Below are 21,031 nucleotides of genomic sequence, written 5' to 3'. Positions count from 1 at the left end.
GCCTTTCGGCGCATGCGTTGGAGCTTATCGGCCGACAACGAAATATGACCTTTGCTTCTGTCGCCGCAGGCGCCCATGGATCGTTACCACCGAATAGTGAGCACGACGGAGCCGACGGCGAATCGCGGGCCGCGGCCAACGATCCGGTGACCAAATATCGGTCTGGATCACGCTATCCGGGTCTTGCCCCGAGAGGACGTCACGTTCTGCGGTGCCGGTCCAGGCGGGTCACTGGGCGCGGGTGCGGGTCCAGCGCGGGTGCCGGTTCGTGCGGGGCGTGGGGCCAGCGTGCGCAGTCGAGCGCGGGCGGGGGCCGGCGAAGGGGCGCTCAGGCGGTCTGTGGGCGGGGAGCCGCCTGGGGGTTGCGCAGGTCGGCCAAGCCCTCGGCTACGCCGCGCAGGAATGCTGTCGCGTCTGTGAGGTTGCCGACCGCCATGTTGTCCTCGGCTACGCAGCCGGCGGCGGCGGTGACGAACTGCTCGTACGCGGTGACGCCCTGCTCCAGCTGCTCGGCCAGGATGGCGTGGGCGGGGCGGAGAGCTTCCCCGGCCGGGCCAAGGCGCATGGTGCGCTCGACGGAGGCGCAGCGCTGGGCCAGGTCGCGGAGTTGGCGTTCGGCTACGGTGGCGTCGAGGACTGCGCTTTCGGCGTGTGGGCCCAGGCGGCCGATAAGGCCGGAGAGCATCGTCGCGGCGCGGTCCAGGCGGCGCCATGGCTCGGCGACGGTCAGGCCGCGGAGTTTGAACGATTCGCGCTGGCGGTCGAACTCGGCCACCGCGGTGCGGCCGCCGGGGAGTCGCTGGGCCAGGTTGACGAGCTTGTCGCGGGCCTGGGCGCTCGTCAGTGCGGGATCGGGCTCTGGCGGTACAGGCAACGCTCGGAAGGCTCGAAAATCGATCCACCGCCACCACGTGATGGCGATCGACCCGCCCGCGGCCGCGGCCCAGAAAGCGTCGGGCAGGCCGAGCCCGCTGTACGGGACCAGGATCGCGGTGGCCCCGGTGAGCAGCCCGGCGCGCACGGACCAGCCCCGGGCGGAGCGGTGCAGCTTCCGCAGTCGTTTGAGGTGCTTGGTCCGTTCGCTGGCCATGACCGCCCCCCGGGGTTGTGCCTACGTCGTCGGTCAGCTGGCGCTGGCCGAGTCGCCTGTCTGCTTGTCCTTCATGCTGGCCCGGATCTCGTCGAGGCGGGCGACGCTGGCGTCCCGGGTGCCCGGCGAGGCCGACGGCGCGCCGACCGCTGGCGTCTCGGGCGCGGCCGCGAGCTTCTCGCCGGCCATGCTCGCGCGGATCTGGTCGAGCCGGGAGCTGCCGGCCATGTCCAGGGTCGAGCGCTGGACCTCGAGCATCCGGCCCTCGACGGAGTTGGAGGCGAGCTCGGCGCGGCCCATCGCGTTGGCGTACCGGCGCTCGATCTTCTCGCGCACCTCGTCCAGTGACGGGGTGTTGCCGGGGGCGGCGAGGCCGCTCATCGACTCGAGGGACTTGGCCACGGTCTCCTGCATCTTCGCCTGCTCCAGCTGGCTGAGCAGCTTGGTGCGTTCGGCGAGCTTCTGCTGGAGCATCATGGCGTTGTTCTCGACGGCCTTGCGGGCCTGGGCGGCGGCGTTGAGCGACTGGTCGTGGAGGGCCTTGAGGTCCTCCATGCCCTGCTCGGCCGCGACCAGCTGGGTGGCGAACACCTGGGCCGTCTGCTCGTACTGCTGCGCCTTCGCCTCGTCGCCCTCGGCCCGGGTCTTGTCGGCGAGCGTCAGTGCCTGCCGCGCCGAGCCCTGGAGCTTCTCGACCTCGGCGATCTGGCGGGAGAGGCGCATCTCCAGCTGCCGCTGATTGCCGATCACGGCCGCGGCCTGCTGCACGAGCGCCTGGTGCTGACGCTGCGACTCCTCGATCGCCTGCTGGATCTGTACCTTCGGATCGGCATACTCGTCGATCTTGGCGCCGAACAGCGCCATCAGGTACTTCCAGCCCTTAGCGAACGGATTCGCCATCTCGCGGTCCTCTCTCGGCCAGCACGGGAAGACGTGCGGCTTCTATCGTGTCAGGCTCGCGCTAGAGCGTCACGCCCAGACGGACGGGTACACCTCGAAAATCAGCTCGAAACCCGGACAAGTCGGACTTAAGTCGGGGGAAAGTCAGGGCAGTGAACCCGGGTCATCCCCACCCGAGAGCGCCGAGCGGGACAGCCGCTCAGCCTCGGCCAGGCCCGCGCGCAGGCCCTCGAGATCGTTGGTGAGCTCCGCCACCTTGGCGGCGGTCAGCGGCGCGCCGCCGACCGTTGTCGCGTGCAGGGCGACCAGCTCGGCCATCCGTGCGACAAGGCCCTCCAGGCCCAGCACCGCGGACTGCATGCGGGCCAGCAGCATCTCCTTGGCGTCGCGCAGCCGCTGCCCGACGTCGAGCTGATCGGACAGCGCCCGGCGGGCCCGCTCCCGCTCGTCGCGCAGCGGCCCCGGCTCCAGCCCGGACAGGCCGCGCTGGATCTGGCTGTACTCCTGGCGCAGCCGCTGCGTGTTGATCCCGGCCGCCGTCTGCTCGATGAGCGTCACCTGCCCGGCGAAGCGGGCCAGGTCCGCGAGCGCCCCGGCGGCCGAGTCGTCGACCTCCGAGACCTGGCTGCGCAGGAGCGGATCGCCGGTGCCCTCGGCCTGGCGGCGCAGCGTCCGCACCGCGGCCTCGGCCCGCCGCAGGAAGCGCTCCGCATCGCTCCCGCGCGGAGGCGTCGGCAGCGTCGCGGGCGGCGCCGCCTTGAGCGCGAGGTCCGGCGCCCCGTCGCGATCGGTGATCACGCCGAGACCGACCCGAATCCCGTACACGGCGCCCGCGACCGCGAGCCCGACCGGGACACCGACGAGCAGACCGGCCGGGGCGAGCGCGGCCGCGACCGCGCCGCCCATGCCGCCGAGCACGCCGGCGGCCACGAGCCCCCACGGCTCGGTCAGGTGCTCCTTGAAGCCCATCCTCGTAAGTGTGCCCCGTGGAAACCGGGATCAGAAGTTGGACAGGACGTTGACCATCACGTTATTGATCGTCGTCGGATCGCTCGCGTTGTACGCGGCCGCGCGCGAGGCGGCCGAGATCTTCTGCAGCACGCCAAGGTCGGCCTGCTCGCCATAGGCGATCGTGAACACCCGGACCGGGATCTCCTTCTCCGAGGTGTCGACGTCGCGCACGAGCGCGTCGAGGTCGGCGTCCTTCGGGTACTCGTTCTTGCCGTCCGTGAGCACCACGACCGCGTTGATCCGGTTCGGGTTGCTGAGCTCGACCATCTTGCGCTGCGCGGCGCGCGTGGTCGCGTACAGGGCCGTGCCGCCATCGGCGCTCAGCGACTTGATCACCTGCTCCAGCTTCGCCTTGTTGTCGGCCAGCGCCCCTACCGGGACCTGCTCCGTGTACGGCGTGCTGGCCCCCTCGATCTCGGTCGAGAACGTCCACAGGCCGACCTCGTCGTCCGCCGCGAGCAGCCCGAGCGACTGCAGCGCGGCCTGCTTGGCCAGCTCCATGCGGGTCTGCCCGTTGCCGGCGTCGTTGTTCATCGACCCGGAGACGTCCATGACCAGCAGCACCTTGGCCCGCTTGCGCTGCCCGTCCCACGTCGCGAGCGCCTTCTCGAGCACCTGCGGCGACGGCGGGTCGATCGTCGTGAACTTCGCGTCCGGCAGCAGCCCGTTCTCGCGCGTCGCGCCCGCGCCCGCCTTCCCGTCGTACGTGCGGAACGCCAGGTCGGTGAACCGCTTCTGCTGCGGCGCGTCGCGCACGTAGTTCAGGAAGTCGGCCGCCGCGGCCTTCTGCTCGTCGCTGGCGTTCGTCAGCACCACGAACGGGTGGTCGCTGACGAGGGTGCCCTCCTTCGGGTACACCGCGACAAGCGGCACGCGCGGACGCGCACCCTTGCCGGCCAGCGCCGGATCGCCCGTCGGGTTGCCGGTGTTGTAGTCGAACACCGACTTCTCCTCGACCGCCACGGCACTGACGTAGTTGAGCCCGCGACCGGCCTGGTCCGCCGCGGCCTGGTTCGACAGGAACGTCAGCGTGGTGTCGCCGTAGTGCACGACACTTGACTCGACCGCCTTGACGTACTGCAGCACCTTCGGGTCGGCGAGATCCTTGTCGGTGAGGTCGGTCGAACGCCCGGTCGCGGCGAAGTACGCCCCCACGGTCGCGTTCAGCCCCGAGGTCGAGAAGTGCGGGTTGGTCTTGCCGAGCCGGAACTTCCCCCACTCCGGGTGCCCCTTGGAGCCCCACCCGTTCGGATCGTTGATCAGCCCGAACACGTCGCCCCACCCGATCGGCTTGTCCGGCCATCCGAGGGCTTCGGCCATGGGCTTGGGCAGGGCGAGCACCAGCGGAGACTGCGCAATCATCGGCAACTTGCCGTCCGGGACGAGCCCGCCCTTGTCCCCCGCCGCCAGCCGCTGCTTGAGCAGCGCGACCCACGACGACGCAGCCGGCGTCCAGATCGCGGGCAGCGGCCCGTCCTTGGCGACGTCCCAGCCCTTGGCGAGTGCGTCAAGAGCAGCCCCAGAAGCCTTCGTCTGTACCTGGGGATCCGCGCACTTGCCGTCAAAACGCCGATCGGCCTTGATGTAGTTCTTGGCCAGCTCGGACAGCAGCGCGGCCTTCTCACTGGACGCGGTGACGTTGAGCGCGATACACCCTTCACGGCGCGGGTTGTCCGCCTTCGAGTCCCCGCCGTCGCCGCGATTGGCCAGGAAAAGGTACACACCGCAGATCGCAGCCACGCCGATCACTGCGGCAACAACGATGGGCAACGCGCTACGCCGCCGCCGATACTGCCCCGGATACCCCACGGTCACTCGCCTCCGCGCCGCCCGTGCCGCCCATTCCCGCGCCCCCGCCGGACGCCGCCACCAGTGTGCCAGGTCAGGTCGAGCCGAATCGATCTCGTTCCCCCACGACCCGAAACCTTCCAACTCCGGTGGTACCGACCCACCTCAAAAGCCACCAAACCGCCAGATCCCGACGGCACCTGACCGTCCCCTCGGATCACGTGGCAGCCTCCGCCTTCAGCCGCCAGCCTCTGACCACCCCGCGCCGGCTAGACCTCACGCCGACCACAGCCATCACCGACCGGCTCGGACGCGCAGCCCTGGAGCCCGCTCGGACGCGCAGACCATGCAACGCGCGGACGCGCGACTCCTGCCGCACGCTCGGACGCGCGACTCCTGCTGCACGCTCAGACGCGCGGCTCGTGCGACGCGCTCGGACGCACGGCTCCCACAGCGCGCGCGGACGCCCAGCCCGTGCGGCGCGCTCAGCTGCGCGTCTGTGCACCATGCCCGACGCGCAGGCCAAGCAACGCCCGGACGCGCGACTCCTGCCGCTCGCTCGGACGCGCGGCACTTGCGGCTGGCTCAGATGCGGGGCACGTGCGACGCGCTCAGACGCGCCTCGTGCGGCTCGCTCGGACGCGCATCCTTGCATCGCAAACGACGCGCAGGCCACGCAACGCGCGGTTCGTGCGGACGCGCGGCTCGTGCGGACGCGCGGCTCGTGCGGACGCGCGGCTCGTGCGGACGCGCGGCTCGTGCGGCGTGCGCGGACGCGCAGGCCAGGCGACGCGCGCGGACGCGGGGCTCCTGGGCATGCTCGGACGCGCGACTCCTGGGGCACTCCCGAACGTGCAGACCCCACGGCGCCCTCGAACGCTCAGACCATGCGACACGGTCGGAAACGCGGGCCGGACGGTGCGATCGGACGCGTCAATGAGGGGCTCGCCTGCGGAGGCGTAGACGAGCAGCGCGGCCCTGGGACGACGGGGTTGGGTGTCTTGGCGACGCGCGGAAGCGTGAGTCAGTCGTGCGCGCGGACGCGTGAGCACGTCCGCGTGGGCGCATAGGCGTGGACGACGTGCGGACGCATGAGCCCCAGGCTGGCGTGGGGGCGCGGACGATGCACGGCACGTGAGTCTCAGAGATTGCGTGGACGCACAGGCGTGGACGACGCCTGACCCGGCTCGTCCCCGACGGGTCGCTGCCGCGCGGACGCGCGGGCATCGAGCGCGGCATGAGGCACTGTGAGCTGGGCATGGATGGATGTGGCTGAGCAGGAACCATGCAGACGAATCAGGGGCGCAGCACGGCCGGCCTCTCGGCTTCGAGCGGCGGCGGCAATCTCGACGACTCGTAGCTCACACGCGGAAGGTCAACCACGGCCCAATTGACCCCAGCCGGTTCAGGCGCGCAGACCCCAGGAACGAACCGCGCCGCGGGAACAGGCTAAGAATGTGCTGGTCAGGCCGCGTAGACGACGTCGCGTTCGCGGTCGGCCGGGCCTCGGGTGGCGCGCAGGGTGGTCTTCAGAGGGCCGTCGTGGTGGACGGCTACCGAGATCTTGGCGTCGGTCGAGAGCTTGGCCTTGGGCTTGCCGCGCATCAGGCGGGCCTGCGGAGCGTCGGTGGAGGCCGAGGCGGACGCGCTTGCGCCGGCGGGGACCGGCTCGGGGGTGGCGGCCGGAGTGCTGGTCGGAGCGGCCGCGGGCGTCGTGACGGGCGCGGCGGACTGGTCGGCTGCGCTTGAGGCGGAGTCCGAGGTCGGGTCCGGGGCGCCGACCGGGACGAGCACCGGTGGGAGGTCCTCGTTCAGGGCCAGGGTGTCGCTCACGTCGCGCAGTACCTCGGACAGCGCGGCGCCCAGCGCCTCGCAGATCGCGGCCAGCAGCTCGCTCGACGCTTCCTTCTGCCCGCGCTCGATCTCCGACAGGTAGCCGAGGCTCACGTTCGCCGCGGTCGACACCTCGCGGAGGGTCCGATGCTGGGCCTGCCGTCGCGCGCGCAGCGCGTCACCGATCACCCGACGAAGCAGCACGGTGGCACCCCCTCTGACGCAGCTGGCAAGACCGCGAAAAACTGGTACCCGCCACGGTACCTGGTGCGGAGCCGATCGACACCCTGCCCCGCCGTTCCGAAGACCCTCCGGCAGCCTCAGACGAGGGCGAGGGTCTCGGCCAGCAGGCCCACCGCGGCGTCCACGGCACCGCCCCGGATGGCCGCGCGGTCGCCCGGAAGGGTGAGTTCCCGCACTTCGACGCGGTCCGGTTCGCCGCGGGAGGCGGGCGGTCCGACGACTGCGACGTACACCCGGCCGACCGGCTGACCTGCCTGTGGGTCCGGTCCGGCGACCCCGGTCGTGGCGGCGGCCCAGTCGGCTCCGCAGCGCTCCCGCGCGCCGGCCGCGAGCGCCGCGGCGACCGCGGGGTCGACGGGCCCATGGGATGAAAGGAGCGGTGGCGGTACCCCCAGGAGTTTTGCTTTGAGCTCTGTTGCGTACGCCACGATGCCTCCGCGGAACACTCGGCTCGCGCCCGGTACCTCGACGAAGGCCGCCGCCAGCAGGCCTCCTGTCAGCGACTCGGCCACGGCCAGGGTCTCGCCCCGGTCCCGCAATGCTGCCAAGATCCGCTCTGCGTGCACCCGATCTCCTCCCGAAGCCGCGGCCACCCGGTTCCTCTCTACTCCCCCGGATGGATCATCGGTACGTCAACCCCCGAACCGGCGCCGCCAGCGGTGATCTTGGCTGGCGACGGCTAAAATTACGACAAATCTCCTGACGGGCGATAAATCCGATATGTCGAGGCGCGCCAGCGCCCGACATATCGAGCCCGCAGCCAACGCGATCGGCTTAAGCGACGGGCTCGTCCGCCTGCGGGGCGACGGCCGGAGCGGCGTTCGGGATCGGGGGCATGGAACCGCCTCGGGCCAGGGAGTCGCGGCGGATGCGAATCGCCCGCAGGACGTAGTCGGCGCCCGTCAGCACCGTCACGATGACCGCCGCGGCCATCAGCCAGGGGCCGATCAGCGCCAGGGCATGGGGCAGCGGCGTGAGGTACCACCCGATGGCCAGGATCTGCAGCGCCGTCTTCGCCTTGCCACCCCGGCTGGCCGGCATGACCCCGTGCCGGAGCACCCAGAAGCGCAGCGCGGTCACGCCCCACTCCCGGACCAGGATGAGGGCGGTCACCCACCAGGGCAGCCGGTCGTAGAAGGACAGCAGGACTAGGGCGGCGCCGGTCAGGGCCTTGTCGGCAATCGGGTCGGCGACCTTGCCGAACGAGGTGACCAGGTTGTGGGCGCGGGCGATCCAGCCGTCGACGTAGTCGGTGGCGGAGGCCACGATGAAGATCAGACCTGCGGCGAGCTGCCAGCCGTCGTGGGTCATGCGGCTGGCGACGACGCACAGGACGAAGACGGGTACGAGCACCATCCGCGCGACGGTCAGGACGTTCGCCGCGTTGAGCAGCGGGACGGGCTTGAGCGCTCCCATCCTTCCGCTGCGGTCTGGACCGGCCAAGGCCCCCCCGCTCGGCTCCGGAACGGTCATGGCGCCGCCGGGCTGAGGAGCTCGGTCGGGGTGGCGATCAGGTCGACGCCCATGCTCTCCGTGACCTTGGCCCGGACGAGGTCGCCGGGGCGCAGGGAGGCCGGGTCGAGGTTGCCGCCGGCCACGAGGGTCGTCGAGCCGTCGACCTCGGGGGCCTGGTGGGCGCCGCGGCCCTCGACGTCGACGCCGTCGGGGTGGCGCTCCACGGTGTCCACGAGCACGTCGACGATCGAGCCGATGCGGTCGCCGGCGCGCTGGGCGCAGAGCTCCTCGGCGAGCGCGCTCATCCAGTCGTACCGCTTCTTGACGGTCGCCGCCGAAACCTTGTCCGGCAGCCCGGCCGCCTCGGTGCCGTCCTCGTCGCTGTAGTCGAAGACGCCGATCGCGTCGAGCCGCGCCTCGGTCAGGAACCGCGCGAGCTCGTCGACGTCCTGCCTGGTCTCGCCCGGGAAGCCGACGATGACGTTACTGCGCGCTCCGGCCTCAGGATCCAGCTTCCGTACCGTCGCCAGCAGATCCAGGAACCGCTCCGTCGACCCGAACCGGCGCATCCGCCGCAGCACCGGCTCGCTGGAGTGCTGGAACGACAGGTCGAAGTACGGCGCGACCCCCGGCGTCGTCGCGATCGCCTCGATCAGCCCGGGCCGCGTCTCGGCCGGCTGCAGGTAGGAGACGCGCACCCGCACGATCCCGGCGGTCGTCGCCAGCTGGGGCAGCAGCTTCTCCAGGAGGCGCGGGTCGCCGAGATCCTTCCCGTAGGACGTGGAGTTCTCACTCACGAGCACCAGCTCGCGCACGCCGTGCTGCCCGAGCCACTCGGCCTCGGCCAGGATCTCGTCGGGCGTCCGCGACACGAAGGCGCCCCGGAACGACGGGATCGCGCAGAACGCGCACCGCCTGTCGCACCCGCTGGCCAGCTTGAGCGGCGCGACCGGGCCGTGCTCGAGCCGCTGCCGCATGACCCCCCGCAGGTGGGCCGGCAGGTGCCCCGGCGTGATCACGGCGGCCTCGCGGCGGGCGACCGGGGTCAGCGGGAGCAGCGTGCGCCGGTCGCGGGGCGCGTGCGAGGCGATCTTCTCGCCGGCCAGGATCGCGTCGAGCCGGGCCGCCATGTCCGGATAGTGGTCGAACCCGAGCACCGCGTCGGCCTCCGGCAGCTCTCCCGCCAGCTGGTCGCCGTACCGCTCGGCCAGGCAGCCGGTCGCCACCACCTTCGCCCCGGTGTCGGACGCCGCCAGCAGCGTGTCGATCGAGTCCTGCTTGGCCTTGGCCACGAACCCGCACGTGTTGACGAGCACCACGTCGGCGTCGGTGCCATCGGTGGTCACCGCCCAGCCACCCTCGGCGAGCCGGGCGGCGAGCTCCTCGGAGTCCACCTCATTGCGGGCACAGCCCAGGGTGAGCAGGGCTACGCGACGGTCAGCGTTGGTGGACATGCTGTCGAGGGTACCGACCAGGGCTGACATTTTGCGGAGCGGATCCGCCCTCAGATGGCCGCGAACGTGTCCCGGAACGTGAACGCCTTCTCCGTGGGGCCCGCACTGCGCAGCAGGTCAAGTCGTTCGCGCGCCTCACCGAGCGTCGGCCGGTGCCCCTCCGGCACCCACCACATCACGTGATGCGCCTCGCCGAGCGGCACGAACCACTCCCGCCGCCGTCGCAGAACGTCCAAGTGCCCGCTACGGAAGGTGTACTCGCGCAACGCCTCGAGCGACGTCCACACCGACATGTTCACCATGAGGTCCCCGCCGAACGGCCGCAGCGACGTCGCATCGGCTCCCGACTCGTCGACGAGCCGCCACACGAACCCCGGCCACCCGTCGGCCATCTCGTTGATCCGGTCGATGTCGGCGTAGAACCCCGCCATGCGCGGATCGTCCCGCGGCCCCACGGGGACACCGACGTTGAGCTGAGCCAGCTGAGAAGTCATGGCCGCATTCTAAAACAAATCACCATTGTTTTTAGTACCCCCTTCCGCCCCCGATTCCGCCCGATCCACGACCACACAACACCCCAGCGGCCCCGGATCGATCCGCACCCGATCCCCGAACGCACCCTGCAGCAGCGCCAGATTCGCCCCGCAGACCACCCCGGGGTGCGTCCGCGCCACCGAGTCGAACGGGCAGTTCCGCAGCCGCCATACCGCCCCATCGGCATAGGGCTCGTACCCCAGCTCGCGCAGCGTCGCCTCCACCGGCACGAGCCCCGCTCCAGATCCGGAGCTGCTCGCCAACCGCGGCGACAGCGCCGAGTCCGAACCGACCACCGACGCCGCCCCCGAGTCCGCCCTGGCCGCCGCAGCCATCGCCTCCTGGGCGATGCGAGCCCCGGTCCGGCGCGCGGCCGCGTAGAGCACCGGCTCCACACCCGCCTCCGCGACGGCCTCCGCGAAGACCTCAGCGAGCACCCGATACTCCCGGGGCGGCAGGCTCACCGAGTGCTCGGTGGCCGATCGGCGGTACAACTTCGAGGGTCGTCCAGCCCCCGGCCCGTTGCGCCCGCTCAGCCGCGCGAACTCCACCTCCAGGAGCCCGGCCTCGGCCAGCTTGTCGAGATGGTGCGCGGCGAGGTTGCGCCCGATCTCGAGCGCCTCCGCGACCCGGTCCCGGCTGACTGCGTCGTCGCCGGCCGCGGCCACGAGCTCGTACACCGCCCGCCGCCGCGGATCGGCCAGAGCCGCCAGCACATCCATCTCCTCATCCGCCACACCCCAAGTCTCCCAGCCCCCAGGTGTCACCAAGGTGTCAAGACTCTCCCGCAGCCACCGCGGCCGAGAACCTCGCTCATCAGAGAAAACCGACAAATCTCCCGACAGGCGATAAGTCCGATATGTCGTGGCGCGCCAGCGCCCGACATATCGTCCCCACCAGCGCGCCCGACATATGAGGCAGACCGCAGCGGTTCACGGTCCGCGGCGACGCAGGACCGCGAGCGGCGATCTACTGCAACAGCGTCGCGGCCACCGTCAGCGTGGCCATGGACAGCGCCGTCGACGCCACGATCACGTCCCGGGCGAACGTGCCGTCCACCCCGTATGCGCGGGCGAAGACGAACGTGTTCTGGGCTGTGGGCAGCGCCGAGCACAGGACCACCGCCAGGAGCGCCGCCCCCGACAGGTCGAACACGAACCGGGCCAGGACGAAGCACAGCAGTGGCTGCAGGAGCGACTTGAGCAGTACCGACAGCGTCACCTCGACCGGCCGCCTCGGCTCGCCGGCGCCGGGCTCTCGCGGCACCAGGGAAAGGCCCAATGCAACGAGCGCCGAGGGTACTGCCGCATTGCCGAGCAGCGCCACCGCGTCGCCCAGGAGGCGGGGCAGGTGGACGTGCAGCGCGCCCAGGACGACCCCGGCCAGGCAGGCCAGCATCACGGGGCTCCGCAGCGGCACCGTCAACAGGCGCCGCCACCGCCCGGACGCGTGCTCGCTCTGCGCCACGTCGAGGGTGCCCAGGATGAGCGGGGTCAGGATCGTCGTCTGGATGAGCAGGACGACGGCGATGAAGCCTGCGTCGCCGAGCACCTGCACCGCGACCGGGATGCCGAGGTTGCCGGCGTTGACGTAGCCGGAAGCCATGCCGGCGATCGTCTGCCCGGCCAGGGGGCGCTTGAAGATCCAGCGGGCGGCGGCGAATCCGGCCGCCCCGATGAGCGCGGTGGCCAGGGCGAAGGCCGCGACCGCGCGGCCGGCCGGGCCGCCGACCGGCTGGCGGGTCAGGGTGTTGAGCAGCGCGGCGGGCATGGCGACGTAGAACACGAAGCGGCCGAGGACGTCCACCGCCGCCGGGCCCAGGACGCCCGTGCGCCCGGTGAGGAAGCCGACTGCGGTGAGGGCCCAGATCGGCACGAACGCGGCGAGCACGAAGCGGCTGTCAGTCGTCCTCGGCGGCCTTGAGGGCGCCCAGGACCTCGGCCAGGGAGTCGGGCTTGATCAGCACGTCGCGGGCCTTCGAGCCCTCCGAGGGGCCGACGATGCCGCGGGTCTCCATGAGGTCCATCAGGCGGCCGGCCTTCGCGAAGCCGACGCGCAGCTTGCGCTGCAGCATGCTCGTCGAGCCGAACTGGCTTGTCACGACGAGCTCGATGGCCTGGATCAGGAGCTCCAGGTCGTCGCCGATCTCCTCGTCGATCTTCTTCTTGCCCTCGTCGCGCTTCTGGGTGACGCCCTCGCGGAACTCGGGCTCGCGCTGGTCCTTGCAGAACTTGACGACGTCGTTGATCTCGGTCTCGCTGACCCAGGCGCCCTGGATGCGGACGGGCTTGGAGGCGCCCATCGGCAGGAACAGGCCGTCGCCGCGGCCGATGAGCTTCTCGGCACCGGGCTGGTCGAGGATGACCCGGGAGTCGGCCAGGCTGGAGGTGGCGAAGGCGAGGCGGGACGGGACGTTGGCCTTGATCAGGCCGGTGACGACGTCGACGCTCGGGCGCTGGGTGGCCAGGACCAGGTGGATGCCGGCGGCCCGGGCCAGCTGGGTGATGCGCACGACCGAGTCCTCGACGTCGCGCGGGGCGACCATCATGAGGTCGGCGAGCTCGTCGACGACGACCAGCAGATACGGGTACGGCCGGATGACCCGCTCGCTCCCGGGCGGCGCGGTGATCTGCCCGGCCCGGACCTTGCGGTTGAAGTCGTCGATGTGGCGGACCCCGTTGGCGGCGAGGTCGTCGTAGCGCATGTCCATCTCGCCGACGACCCAGTCGAGGGCGTCGGCGGCCTTCTTCGGGTTCGTCACGATCGGGGTGACCAGGTGCGGGATGCCCTCGTAGCTGGTCATCTCCACGCGCTTGGGGTCGACGAGCAGCAGCCGGACCTCGTCCGGCGTGGACCGGGTCAGGATCGACACCAGCAGGCTGTTGAGGCAGCTGGACTTGCCCGCGCCGGTCGCGCCGGCGATCAGGATGTGCGGCATCTTGGCCAGGTTGGCCACGACGAAGCCGCCCTCGATGTCCTTGCCCAGCGCCACGATCAGCGGGTGCTGGTCGGAGGTCGCGGCCCGGGAGCGCAGCACGTCGCCGAGGGCCACGTTCTCCCGGTCGGAGTTGGGGATCTCCACGCCGACCGCGCTCTTGCCCGGGATGGGGCTCTGGATGCGTACGTCGGCCGACTTCACCGCGTAGGCGATGTTCTTCGACAGCGCGGTGATCCGCTCGACCTTGACGCCGTGGCCGATCTCGACCTCGTAGCGGGTGACCGTTGGGCCGCGGGTGAAGCCGGTGACGAGGGCATCGACGCCGAACTGCTCGAAGACGCCCTGCAGCGCGTGCATGATCTCGTCGTTGGCCCGGGTGCGCCCGCGCGGGGCGTCGCCGGTGCCGAGCAGGTTCGGCGGCGGGAGCTTGTAGTCGGCGTCGGTGAGCGCGAGCTGCTCGGCCCGGGTGGGCATCGGCGAGTGGTCCGGCGGCTCCTTCTCGGCGGCCGCCTTCGGCTCCTTCTTCTTCCGCCCGGGCGCCGGCATCCGCTGCAGGACCACGGTGTCGTGGACGATGTCCGGGTCGAGGTCAGGCGCGGCCGCGTCGAAGTCGATCTCGTCGGGGTCGAGGCCCAGCGGGTGCGGCAGCGGCTCGGGCTCGCCGCCCTTCGCGCCCTGGCGGCGGCGCGCGGGCGCGCGGCGGGCCGGGCGCTCCTCGGGCTCGTCGTAGAGCTCCTCGAACTCCTCCTCGTCGTCGACGAGCGTCGGGTCCTCGACGCGGCCGAGCGCGAGGTCGCGCAGCTGGCGCCAGCGCTGCGGGAGGCGGCTGATCGGGGTCGACGTCACGACCAGGAGGCCGAACACGAACAGCAGGAGCAGGAGGGGTACCGCGACCCAGGCGGTGACCGCCATCTCGAGCAGGCCGCCGCCCCCGCGCCCGAGCAGGCCGCCGGCCCGGTCCATCTTCGCCGGGAGCGTCGGGCTGTCGGCGGCCAGGTGCATGAGGCCGGTGCCGCCCAGGAAGAGGGCGCCCCAGCCGACCAGGCCGCGCCCGCGGTGTTCGTCGGGGTCGCCGCCCGCCCGCATGATGCGGACGCCGCCGATGATGAGGAGGACCGGCAGTACTCCCGAAGCGGCGCCTATGAATGTGTGGCAGAGGTTGGCCAGCCAGCGTCCGACCGGCCCGGCGGCCTGGAACCACAGCGCCGCCGTGAGCAGCACGGCGAGCCCGATGACGGCCAGGCCGGCGCCGTCGCGGCGGTGCTCGGGGTCGAGGTCACGCGCGGTCGCGGCCTGGCGGCCGATCGCGCGGGCGCCCCAGCCGACGCTGTGCGCGAGGCCCATCCAGACCGCGATCATGCCCTTGCCGACGTAGCCGAGCGGCGTGGCGACCACGGCCCCCGAGCGACGCCGGCGAACCGGCGTGGTCCGCGGGTTCGCCGCGCGGGCGCGCGTGGACGCCTTCGTGGCGGTGGATCGGCCCCCGGTGGCCTTCGTCGCGGTGGCCTTGGCGGGTGCGGCCGCGCGGGAACGGGGAGTAGCACGCGTGTTCGAACCGCCGCGCGCGTTGGACGTGCCTCCGCCGCGGCCGGCCTGGGAGGTGCGACCCGCCATGGTCACACCGTATCGGGTAGTTACGCGGATGTAGTTTCGGCACGCCGTTGGCGCAGCTTCAGCACGGCGACCGCGTAGGAGAACACGACGATCAGGCCGACCAGGACCTGCAGATAGTGGGTGTACTTCTCGGGGTAGAGCACGTTCTCGATGTACACGTCGATGAAGCCCTTGTCCTGGACCGACTGCCCCGCCTTGCGCCGCGCCCAGTGCTCGGCGACGGTGAGCGGGCAGGTCAGCGGGATCGTGACGACGAGCAGCCCCCAGATGGCGGCGGCCAGGTGGGGCCAGAAGGCCCTTGGCCACCGCCAGACGAGGAAGCCACCCAGGACCAGGTACGCCAGGTAGCCGAAGTGCAGCACCAGAACCGTCGTGGCCAGCGCCGCGTACACGTCAGACCTCGACCACCGTCGGCACGATCATGGGACGGCGCCGGTACGCCTCGTTCACCCACCGCCCGACCGTGCGCCGCACGATCTGCTGGAGCTGGTGGGGGTCGGTGATGCCCTCGGTCGCGGCCTTGTTGAGGGCCTCGGTGACGAGTGGCAGCACCGCGTTGAAGACCGCCGGGTCGTCGGAGAACCCCTTCGCCGAGACGGTCGGGCCGGCCACCACCTTGCCGGTGACGGAGTCGATCACCACCGTCGCCGCGATGAAGCCCCCGTCGCCGAGGATGCGCCGCTCGCTCAGCAGCGACTCGCCGACGTCGCCGATGGCCAGGCCGTCGACGTACACGTAGCGCGAGCGGATGTGCCCGACCAGCCGAGCCTCGCCGTCGACCAGGTCGACCACGTCGCCGTCCTCGCAGAGCACGACGCGCTCGTCCGGCACCCCGGCCTCTCGGGCCAGCTGGGCGTGCGCGCGCAGGTGGCGCCACTCGCCGTGCACGGGCATGAAGTTGCGCGGCTTGACCACGTTGAGCAGGTACAACAGCTCCCCGGCGGGCGAGTGCCCGGAGACGTGGACCTTGGCGACATCCTTGTGCACGACTATCGCGCCCGCGCGGGAGAGCTGGTTGATCACCCGGTAGACCGCTGTCTCGTTGCCGGGCACCAGCGACGACGCGAGCACGATGGTGTCGCCCTCGCCGATCACGATGTGCCGGTGGTCGCCGTTGGCCATGCGTCCGAGCGCGCTCATCGGCTCGCCCTGCGACCCGGTGGACATGAGCACCACCCGCTCCGGCGGCAGGCTCATCGCCTCGTCGATCGCCACGACCAGGCCGTGCGGGATGCGCAGCAGGCCCAGGTCGCGGGCGATGCCCATGTTGCGCACCATCGAGCGGCCGATCAGGGCCACCTTGCGCCCGTGCATGGCGGCCGCGTCGAACACCTGCTGGACGCGGTGCACGTGCGACGCGAACGACGCGACGATGATGCGCCCGGTCGCGCGCCCGAAGATCCGCTCCAGCACCGGGCCGATCTCGCGCTCCGGGGTGACGAAGCCGGGGATCTCGGCGTTCGTCGAGTCCGACAGCAGCAGGTCGACGCCGCTGGCGCCGAGCCGCGCGAACCCGGCCAGGTCGGTGATCCGCCCGTCGAGCGGCAGCTGGTCCATCTTGAAGTCGCCGGTGTGCAGCAGCGTGCCGGCGCCGGTGGTCACCGCGACCGCGAGCGCGTCCGGGATCGAGTGGTTGACCGCGAAGAACTCGCACTCGAACGGCCCGAGGCGCTCCACCTGCCCCTCGGCGACGGTCAGCGAGTAGGGCTCGATGCGCCGCTCGGCCAGCTTCGCCTCGACGAGCGCGAGCGTGAACTTGGAGCCGACGAGCGGGATGTCGGGCTTGTGCGCCAGCAGGTAGGGCACCGCGCCGATGTGGTCCTCGTGCCCGTGCGTGAGCACGATCGCCTGAACCTGGTTCAGGCGGTCGAGGATCGAGGAGAAGTCGGGCAGGATGAGATCGACACCGGGCTGCTCGACGTCGGGAAACAGCACGCCACAGTCGATGACGAGCAGTTTGCCGTCGTACTCCAGCAGCGTCATGTTGCGGCCGATCGCGCCGAGCCCACCCAGCGGGGTGACCCGCAGGGTGTTCGGCCCCGCAGGGGGCGGCGGATCGAGCTCGACGTGCGCCACCGTCATAGGGCCACTCCGAGTTCATTGTGGTGCGCCATCTGGTCAGCGGTGCCGACGGTCCGGCCCGCCTCCGCGCAATCCTCCCGCAACCGACCGAGCTCCGCGGCGTTCGCCCCCACCAGCGGCGGCCGGACCGGCCCGGCGGGCAGGCCCAGCAGCGTCAGGGCGGCCTTGGTCAGGATGACACCCTGCGTCCGGAAGAAGCCACAGAACGCCGGAAGCAGTTGGAGATGCAGGTCGCGGGCCCGGGCCACGTCGCCCGATTCATACGCGGTGATCATTGCTTTCGTTTCCGGACCAAACACATGTGTGGGTACTCCGACCACGCCGACCGCACCCACGGAAAGCAGCGGCAGCGTCAGCTTGTCCTCACCCGAGTAGTACGCGAGGTCCGTGCGCTTGAGCACCCAGGCGGTCTCGCCGAGGTCGCCCTTCGCGTCCTTGACCGCGACGATGCGCTCGTGCTCGGCCAGCCGGCACAGGCTGTCGGTCTCGATCGCCGTACCGGCCCGGCCCGGGATGTCGTAGAGCATCACCGGCAGCCCGGAGGCGTCGGCGACGGTCCGGAAGTGCTGGACCAGCCCCGCCTGGGGCGGCTTGTTGTAGTACGGCGTCACCACGAGCAGCCCGTCGGCGCCGGCCTTCTCGGCGGCCCGGGTGAGCTCCACGGAGTGCGCGGTGTCGTTGGTGCCGACCCCGGCGATCACCGTCGCCCGGTCGCCCACGGCCTCCACGACCGCGCGGAGCACCTGGTCCTTCTCCGCGTCGCTCGTGGTCGCCGACTCGCCGGTCGTACCGTTGATCACCAGGCCGTCGTGCTCCTGCTCGTCGACCAGGTGGGCGGCGAGCCGGGCGGCGCCGTCGACATCGAGCGAACCGTCAGGCCGGAACGGCGTGACCATCGCGCTGAGCAGCCGGCCGAACGGCCGGCCGGGGACGGAACCGGTTCGTGTCATACGGACAACCTAGCGGAAGGCTCTGGGAAGCATTTCTCAAGATTCCCAGGTGTACTGCGGGGACGCCACCTCGGTGCCGTCGGGCAGCTCGGCGATCGTGAAATCCCCGAACACGCTCGGCGCGATCCGCTGCAGTTCCCGCAGGCAGGCGACCGCGACCTCGCGGATCTCGACGTCGGCGCCCTCGCTCGCCCGCATGGTGACGAAGTGCCGCCAGGCCCGGTAGTTGCCGGTGACCACGATGCGCGTCTCGGCCGCGTTCGGCAGCACCGCCCGCGCCGCCTGCCGCGCCTGCTTGCGCCGCGACGTCTTGTTCTCGACGTCGGCGAACTTGGCCTCGAGCCCTTCGAGCAGCTCGTTGTAGGCCCGCAGCGCCGCCTCGCCCGCCTCAACGAACGTCTTGTGCAGCGCCGGGTCCTCCGCGATCACGGCCGGCTCGACCATTGCCTGCTCGCGCCCCGGCACGTAGCGCTGGGAGAGCTGCGAGAACGAGAAGTGCCGGTGCCTGACCAGCTCATGCGTGAACGAGCGCGACACACCGGTCAGATAGAACGTGACGGTGCCGTGCTCCAGGACGCTGAGGTGGCCCACCTCGAGGATGTGCTGGAGGTATCCGGCGTTCGTGGCGGTGGCCGGGTTGGGCTTGCTCCACGACTGGTAGCAGGCCCGCCCGGCAAACTCCGCAAGAGCCTCGCCGCCGTCCGCATCGGTCTCCCACGGGACGTCGGCCGGGGGTTCGAAGTGCGTCCAGGCGATGGCTTTGACGGAGAGCATCCGCCGAGCTTACAAGGCCGCGGCGGCGCCGCCGCCTTCGGCTCAGCCGTCCCCGGTCAGCCGGCGCGGGTGATCTGTCTCCAGATCGGCGTCTCCAGATCGGCGTCTCCGGACCGGCGTCTCCGGGTCACGGTCTCGGGGTCACGGTCTCCGGGTCAGACGAAGAAGTAGGTGAACGGCGTCCACGGAAGATTGCGCAGCACGCTGAACGCCAGCCAGGCCGCCAGGAAAATGACGAGCGCCTTGTTCGAGATCTGCAGCATGGGCAGCTTGAACGGCAGCCCGAGCCGGTTCACCGTCCAGGCCACGTACAGGTACGCCAGGAAGGGCGCCGCGAACACCAGCGGCGCGTGGTGATGCGCCGCCGCCGGGATGTCCCCGTGCAGCATGTACCAGGCCGCCCGCGTCCCACCGCACCCCGGGCAGTCGAACCCGGTGAGCAGCTTCATGATGCAGGTGGGCTGATCGGCCGCGCCGGCCGACGTAGGCCGCATGAGCAGCGTGTACGCCACCCCGCCCGAGATCAGCGCTCCGACTCCGGCCGGCCCCGCCCACCGCGGCAGCCGCTCGATGAGCCGCTGGAACTTCCCCTTCGGCGGCTGGTACGCGTAGTGGTACATGGGCGGCATCGGCACGCCCTCGTGCACCACTGGCACGCCGAGCTGCGGCACCTCAGGAAGCACTCCTTCGAGTGACCCGGGCGCAGGGGCCGACATCGGTGACGTCACGATCCAAACTTACACCGCCCCCGCCAGAGGTCGACCTGCCCGAAAGCTCCACCGCCCCACCCCGAACGGCCGACCCGTCGCCACCACGCACCTCAACCCAATCCCGGGCCGGCCCTCCGGCACCCAGCGGGCAGCGACGCGGACGGTGCCTAGCGGGCAGCGACGCGGACGGTGCCCGGTCTTCCGAACGGCTGTCGGTGGTCACCGTCCGCTGAGCCGGTGCCGCTGAGCCGGTGCCGCCGGGCCGGTGCCACTGAGCCGGTGCTGCTGAGCTGGTGCCGCTGGGCCGGGAGTCACACGAGCTCGGTCGACGTCAACGCCTTGGCCAGCGGCACCGCGAAGTCTCCCCGCTGCGGCAGATCCACCTCCTCCAGCCCCAGCCACCCGGCGAACCGGCACAGCTCCACCGCCAGCGCCTCCGCCACCTCGGCCTCGCCGGGCACCCCGCGCCCCGTGAGCGGCTCGATCCAGGCGGCGGGGATCTGCAGGATGCCCGCCTTCCGGTCGGCCTTGAGGTCGACGCGGGCCACCAGCCGGTCGCCGAGGAGGAAGGGCAGGACGTAGTACCCGTACAGCCGCTGCGCCGGCGGCACGTAGATCTCGATGCGGTAGTTGAAGCCGAACAGCCGCTGCACCCGGCCGCGTTCCCACATGAGCGGGTCGAACGGGCTGACAAGCGTGGCCGCCGTGATGCGGCGCGGAATCCGGGCGTCGGCGTGGAGGTACCCCCGAAGCTTCCAGCCCTCGACCTCGACCGGGACCAGCTCGCCGCTCTCGACCAGCTCCGCGATGGCCTGGCGGGCGCCGGCGAGCGGCAGCCGGAAGTAGTCGCGCAGCTCCGGCTCGGCCGACACGCCGAGGCCGCGGGCGGCGACGCGGACCAGCTCGCGATATGCGTCCTCGTCCGACGGTGTGGGCGCGTTGACGATCTCCGGCGGCAGGACGCGGTCCGGGACGTCGTACACGCGGGCGAACGACGAGTTGCGGCGGGCCACGCTCACCTCGCCGGTGTAGAAGAGCCACTCGAGCGCGGTCTTGGTGTCGGACCAGTTCCAGCCCCAGTGGTCCTTGCGCCGCGGCTGGGCCAGGTCGCCCTCGACCTCGGCGGCGCTCATGGGGCCCTTGGCCCGGATCTCCTCGAGCACCCAGCGGACCAGGTCGGGCTGCTCACGGGCGATGCGGACCATGCTGCCCCAGGCACCGCCGGAGCGCATGCGCCAGCGCAGCAGCGGGTGCAGGTGGACGGAGACGAGGGAGGCTTCGTGCGCCCAGTATTCGAACACCTCGCGCGGCCGCCGGTATGCCAACCGGTCCAGGAGCGCCGGGTCATACGGCCCGAGCCTGCTGTAGGCGGGCAGGTAGTGCGCCCGCTGGACGATGTTCACGGAGTCGATCTGCAGCAGCCCGGTGCGCTCCAGGACCCGCCGCACGTGCCGGCGCTCGGGCACGGCTCCCGGCGCCCGATCGGCGAAGCCTTGCGCGGCAAGGGCGACCCGGCGGGCTTGCGTCAGCGTCAGGTACTCACTCATCGCCAGCAGGCTAACCCCGGGGTACGACAAAAAATCGCCGCTGCCCTATCGGGTCCCGCCCGGCCCCGGACATGACCCTGGCGGCGCCCCGGTGAAACAGGGTCGCCG

Annotated in this window: 18 protein-coding genes; all 18 read right to left on the bottom strand. The window is 71.4% G+C overall.

Features of this window, described 5'->3' with window-relative positions:
- Window positions 1-328: 328 nt before the first annotated feature.
- The 18 genes from pspM to Dvina_RS08650 all read right to left on the bottom strand — a co-directional run bounded on the left by pspM (window position 329) and on the right by Dvina_RS08650 (window position 20,929).
- Entirely contained in the window at window positions 329-1,090 is a 762-nt protein-coding gene (gene pspM / locus Dvina_RS08735) for a phage shock envelope stress response protein PspM (protein WP_223101901.1), read from the bottom strand.
- Between the two features lie 33 nt (window positions 1,091-1,123).
- Window positions 1,124-1,990 (bottom strand): PspA/IM30 family protein, encoded by an 867-nt coding sequence (locus Dvina_RS08730; protein ID WP_223101900.1) that lies wholly within the window; start codon window positions 1,988-1,990, stop codon window positions 1,124-1,126.
- 144 nt (window positions 1,991-2,134) lie between these two features.
- Window positions 2,135-2,959 carry a hypothetical protein gene (locus Dvina_RS08725; protein ID WP_223101899.1) on the bottom strand — a complete coding sequence of 275 codons (825 nt, stop codon included), beginning with the start codon at window positions 2,957-2,959 and terminating at the stop codon, window positions 2,135-2,137.
- A 30-nt stretch (window positions 2,960-2,989) separates the two neighbouring features.
- Window positions 2,990-4,723 (bottom strand): vWA domain-containing protein, encoded by a 1,734-nt coding sequence (locus Dvina_RS08720; protein WP_223101898.1) that lies wholly within the window; start codon window positions 4,721-4,723, stop codon window positions 2,990-2,992.
- Between the two features lie 1,530 nt (window positions 4,724-6,253).
- On the bottom strand, window positions 6,254-6,826 hold the full coding sequence (locus Dvina_RS08715) for a helix-turn-helix domain-containing protein (protein ID WP_223101897.1): 573 nt from the start codon (window positions 6,824-6,826) through the stop codon (window positions 6,254-6,256).
- A 116-nt stretch (window positions 6,827-6,942) separates the two neighbouring features.
- Window positions 6,943-7,431, bottom strand: coding sequence for a CinA family protein (locus tag Dvina_RS08710; protein WP_246656109.1), 489 nt, complete (start codon window positions 7,429-7,431; stop codon window positions 6,943-6,945).
- A gap of 208 nt (window positions 7,432-7,639) precedes the next feature.
- Window positions 7,640-8,281 carry a CDP-diacylglycerol--glycerol-3-phosphate 3-phosphatidyltransferase gene (pgsA, locus tag Dvina_RS08705; protein ID WP_246656108.1) on the bottom strand — a complete coding sequence of 214 codons (642 nt, stop codon included), beginning with the start codon at window positions 8,279-8,281 and terminating at the stop codon, window positions 7,640-7,642.
- Window positions 8,282-8,334: 53 nt separating this feature from the next.
- Entirely contained in the window at window positions 8,335-9,774 is a 1,440-nt protein-coding gene (gene rimO, locus Dvina_RS08700) for a 30S ribosomal protein S12 methylthiotransferase RimO (RefSeq protein ID WP_223101894.1), read from the bottom strand.
- A gap of 50 nt (window positions 9,775-9,824) precedes the next feature.
- On the bottom strand, window positions 9,825-10,268 hold the full coding sequence (locus Dvina_RS08695; protein ID WP_223101893.1) for a DUF3291 domain-containing protein: 444 nt from the start codon (window positions 10,266-10,268) through the stop codon (window positions 9,825-9,827).
- Window positions 10,269-10,277: 9 nt separating this feature from the next.
- Window positions 10,278-11,045, bottom strand: a complete 768-nt coding sequence (locus tag Dvina_RS08690) for a helix-turn-helix transcriptional regulator (protein WP_246656107.1) — start codon at window positions 11,043-11,045, stop codon at window positions 10,278-10,280.
- Between the two features lie 232 nt (window positions 11,046-11,277).
- A complete protein-coding gene (locus Dvina_RS08685; RefSeq protein ID WP_223101892.1) occupies window positions 11,278-12,198 on the bottom strand; it encodes an AEC family transporter in 921 nt (306 codons plus the stop codon).
- A 10-nt stretch (window positions 12,199-12,208) separates the two neighbouring features.
- On the bottom strand, window positions 12,209-14,860 hold the full coding sequence (locus Dvina_RS08680) for an FtsK/SpoIIIE family DNA translocase (protein WP_223101891.1): 2,652 nt from the start codon (window positions 14,858-14,860) through the stop codon (window positions 12,209-12,211).
- 20 nt (window positions 14,861-14,880) lie between these two features.
- Window positions 14,881-15,252: a DUF2784 domain-containing protein gene (locus tag Dvina_RS08675; protein ID WP_223101890.1), complete on the bottom strand. Its 372-nt coding sequence runs from the start codon at window positions 15,250-15,252 to the stop codon at window positions 14,881-14,883.
- A gap of 1 nt (window position 15,253) precedes the next feature.
- Entirely contained in the window at window positions 15,254-16,942 is a 1,689-nt protein-coding gene (locus tag Dvina_RS08670) for a ribonuclease J (protein WP_223101889.1), read from the bottom strand.
- Window positions 16,939-17,892, bottom strand: a complete 954-nt coding sequence (gene dapA / locus Dvina_RS08665) for a 4-hydroxy-tetrahydrodipicolinate synthase (RefSeq protein WP_223101888.1) — start codon at window positions 17,890-17,892, stop codon at window positions 16,939-16,941. The genes Dvina_RS08670 and dapA overlap by 4 nt, the downstream gene beginning before the upstream one ends.
- 36 nt (window positions 17,893-17,928) lie before the next feature.
- On the bottom strand, window positions 17,929-18,666 hold the full coding sequence (gene thyX / locus Dvina_RS08660; RefSeq protein ID WP_223101887.1) for an FAD-dependent thymidylate synthase: 738 nt from the start codon (window positions 18,664-18,666) through the stop codon (window positions 17,929-17,931).
- A 155-nt stretch (window positions 18,667-18,821) separates the two neighbouring features.
- A complete protein-coding gene (locus tag Dvina_RS08655; RefSeq protein ID WP_223105412.1) occupies window positions 18,822-19,295 on the bottom strand; it encodes a DUF2752 domain-containing protein in 474 nt (157 codons plus the stop codon).
- Between the two features lie 392 nt (window positions 19,296-19,687).
- Complete coding sequence (locus tag Dvina_RS08650; RefSeq protein WP_223105411.1) at window positions 19,688-20,929, bottom strand: winged helix-turn-helix domain-containing protein; 1,242 nt, start codon at window positions 20,927-20,929, stop codon at window positions 19,688-19,690.
- Window positions 20,930-21,031: the final 102 nt, after the last annotated feature.

It is taken from the genome of Dactylosporangium vinaceum (assembly GCF_019904175.1).
GTDB lineage: Bacteria > Actinomycetota > Actinomycetes > Mycobacteriales > Micromonosporaceae > Dactylosporangium > Dactylosporangium vinaceum.
This window is presented reverse-complemented; position numbering and strand designations above follow the sequence as displayed.

Bases quoted from the DNA above. Each gene is read 5' to 3' on its own strand.
- dapA (WP_223101888.1), bottom strand. From the start codon at position 17,892: ATGACACGAACCGGTTCCGTCCCCGGCCGGCCGTTCGGCCGGCTGCTC.
- pgsA (WP_246656108.1), bottom strand. From the start codon at position 8,281: ATGGGAGCGCTCAAGCCCGTCCCGCTGCTCAACGCGGCGAACGTCCTG.
- pspM (WP_223101901.1), bottom strand. From the start codon at position 1,090: ATGGCCAGCGAACGGACCAAGCACCTCAAACGACTGCGGAAGCTGCAC.
- Dvina_RS08695 (WP_223101893.1), bottom strand. From the start codon at position 10,268: ATGACTTCTCAGCTGGCTCAGCTCAACGTCGGTGTCCCCGTGGGGCCG.
- Dvina_RS08725 (WP_223101899.1), bottom strand. From the start codon at position 2,959: ATGGGCTTCAAGGAGCACCTGACCGAGCCGTGGGGGCTCGTGGCCGCC.
- Dvina_RS08670 (WP_223101889.1), bottom strand. From the start codon at position 16,942: ATGACGGTGGCGCACGTCGAGCTCGATCCGCCGCCCCCTGCGGGGCCG.
- thyX (WP_223101887.1), bottom strand. From the start codon at position 18,666: ATGCTCTCCGTCAAAGCCATCGCCTGGACGCACTTCGAACCCCCGGCC.
- Dvina_RS08730 (WP_223101900.1), bottom strand. From the start codon at position 1,990: ATGGCGAATCCGTTCGCTAAGGGCTGGAAGTACCTGATGGCGCTGTTC.
- Dvina_RS08680 (WP_223101891.1), bottom strand. From the start codon at position 14,860: ATGGCGGGTCGCACCTCCCAGGCCGGCCGCGGCGGAGGCACGTCCAAC.
- rimO (WP_223101894.1), bottom strand. From the start codon at position 9,774: ATGTCCACCAACGCTGACCGTCGCGTAGCCCTGCTCACCCTGGGCTGT.
- Dvina_RS08655 (WP_223105412.1), bottom strand. From the start codon at position 19,295: ATGCCGCCCATGTACCACTACGCGTACCAGCCGCCGAAGGGGAAGTTC.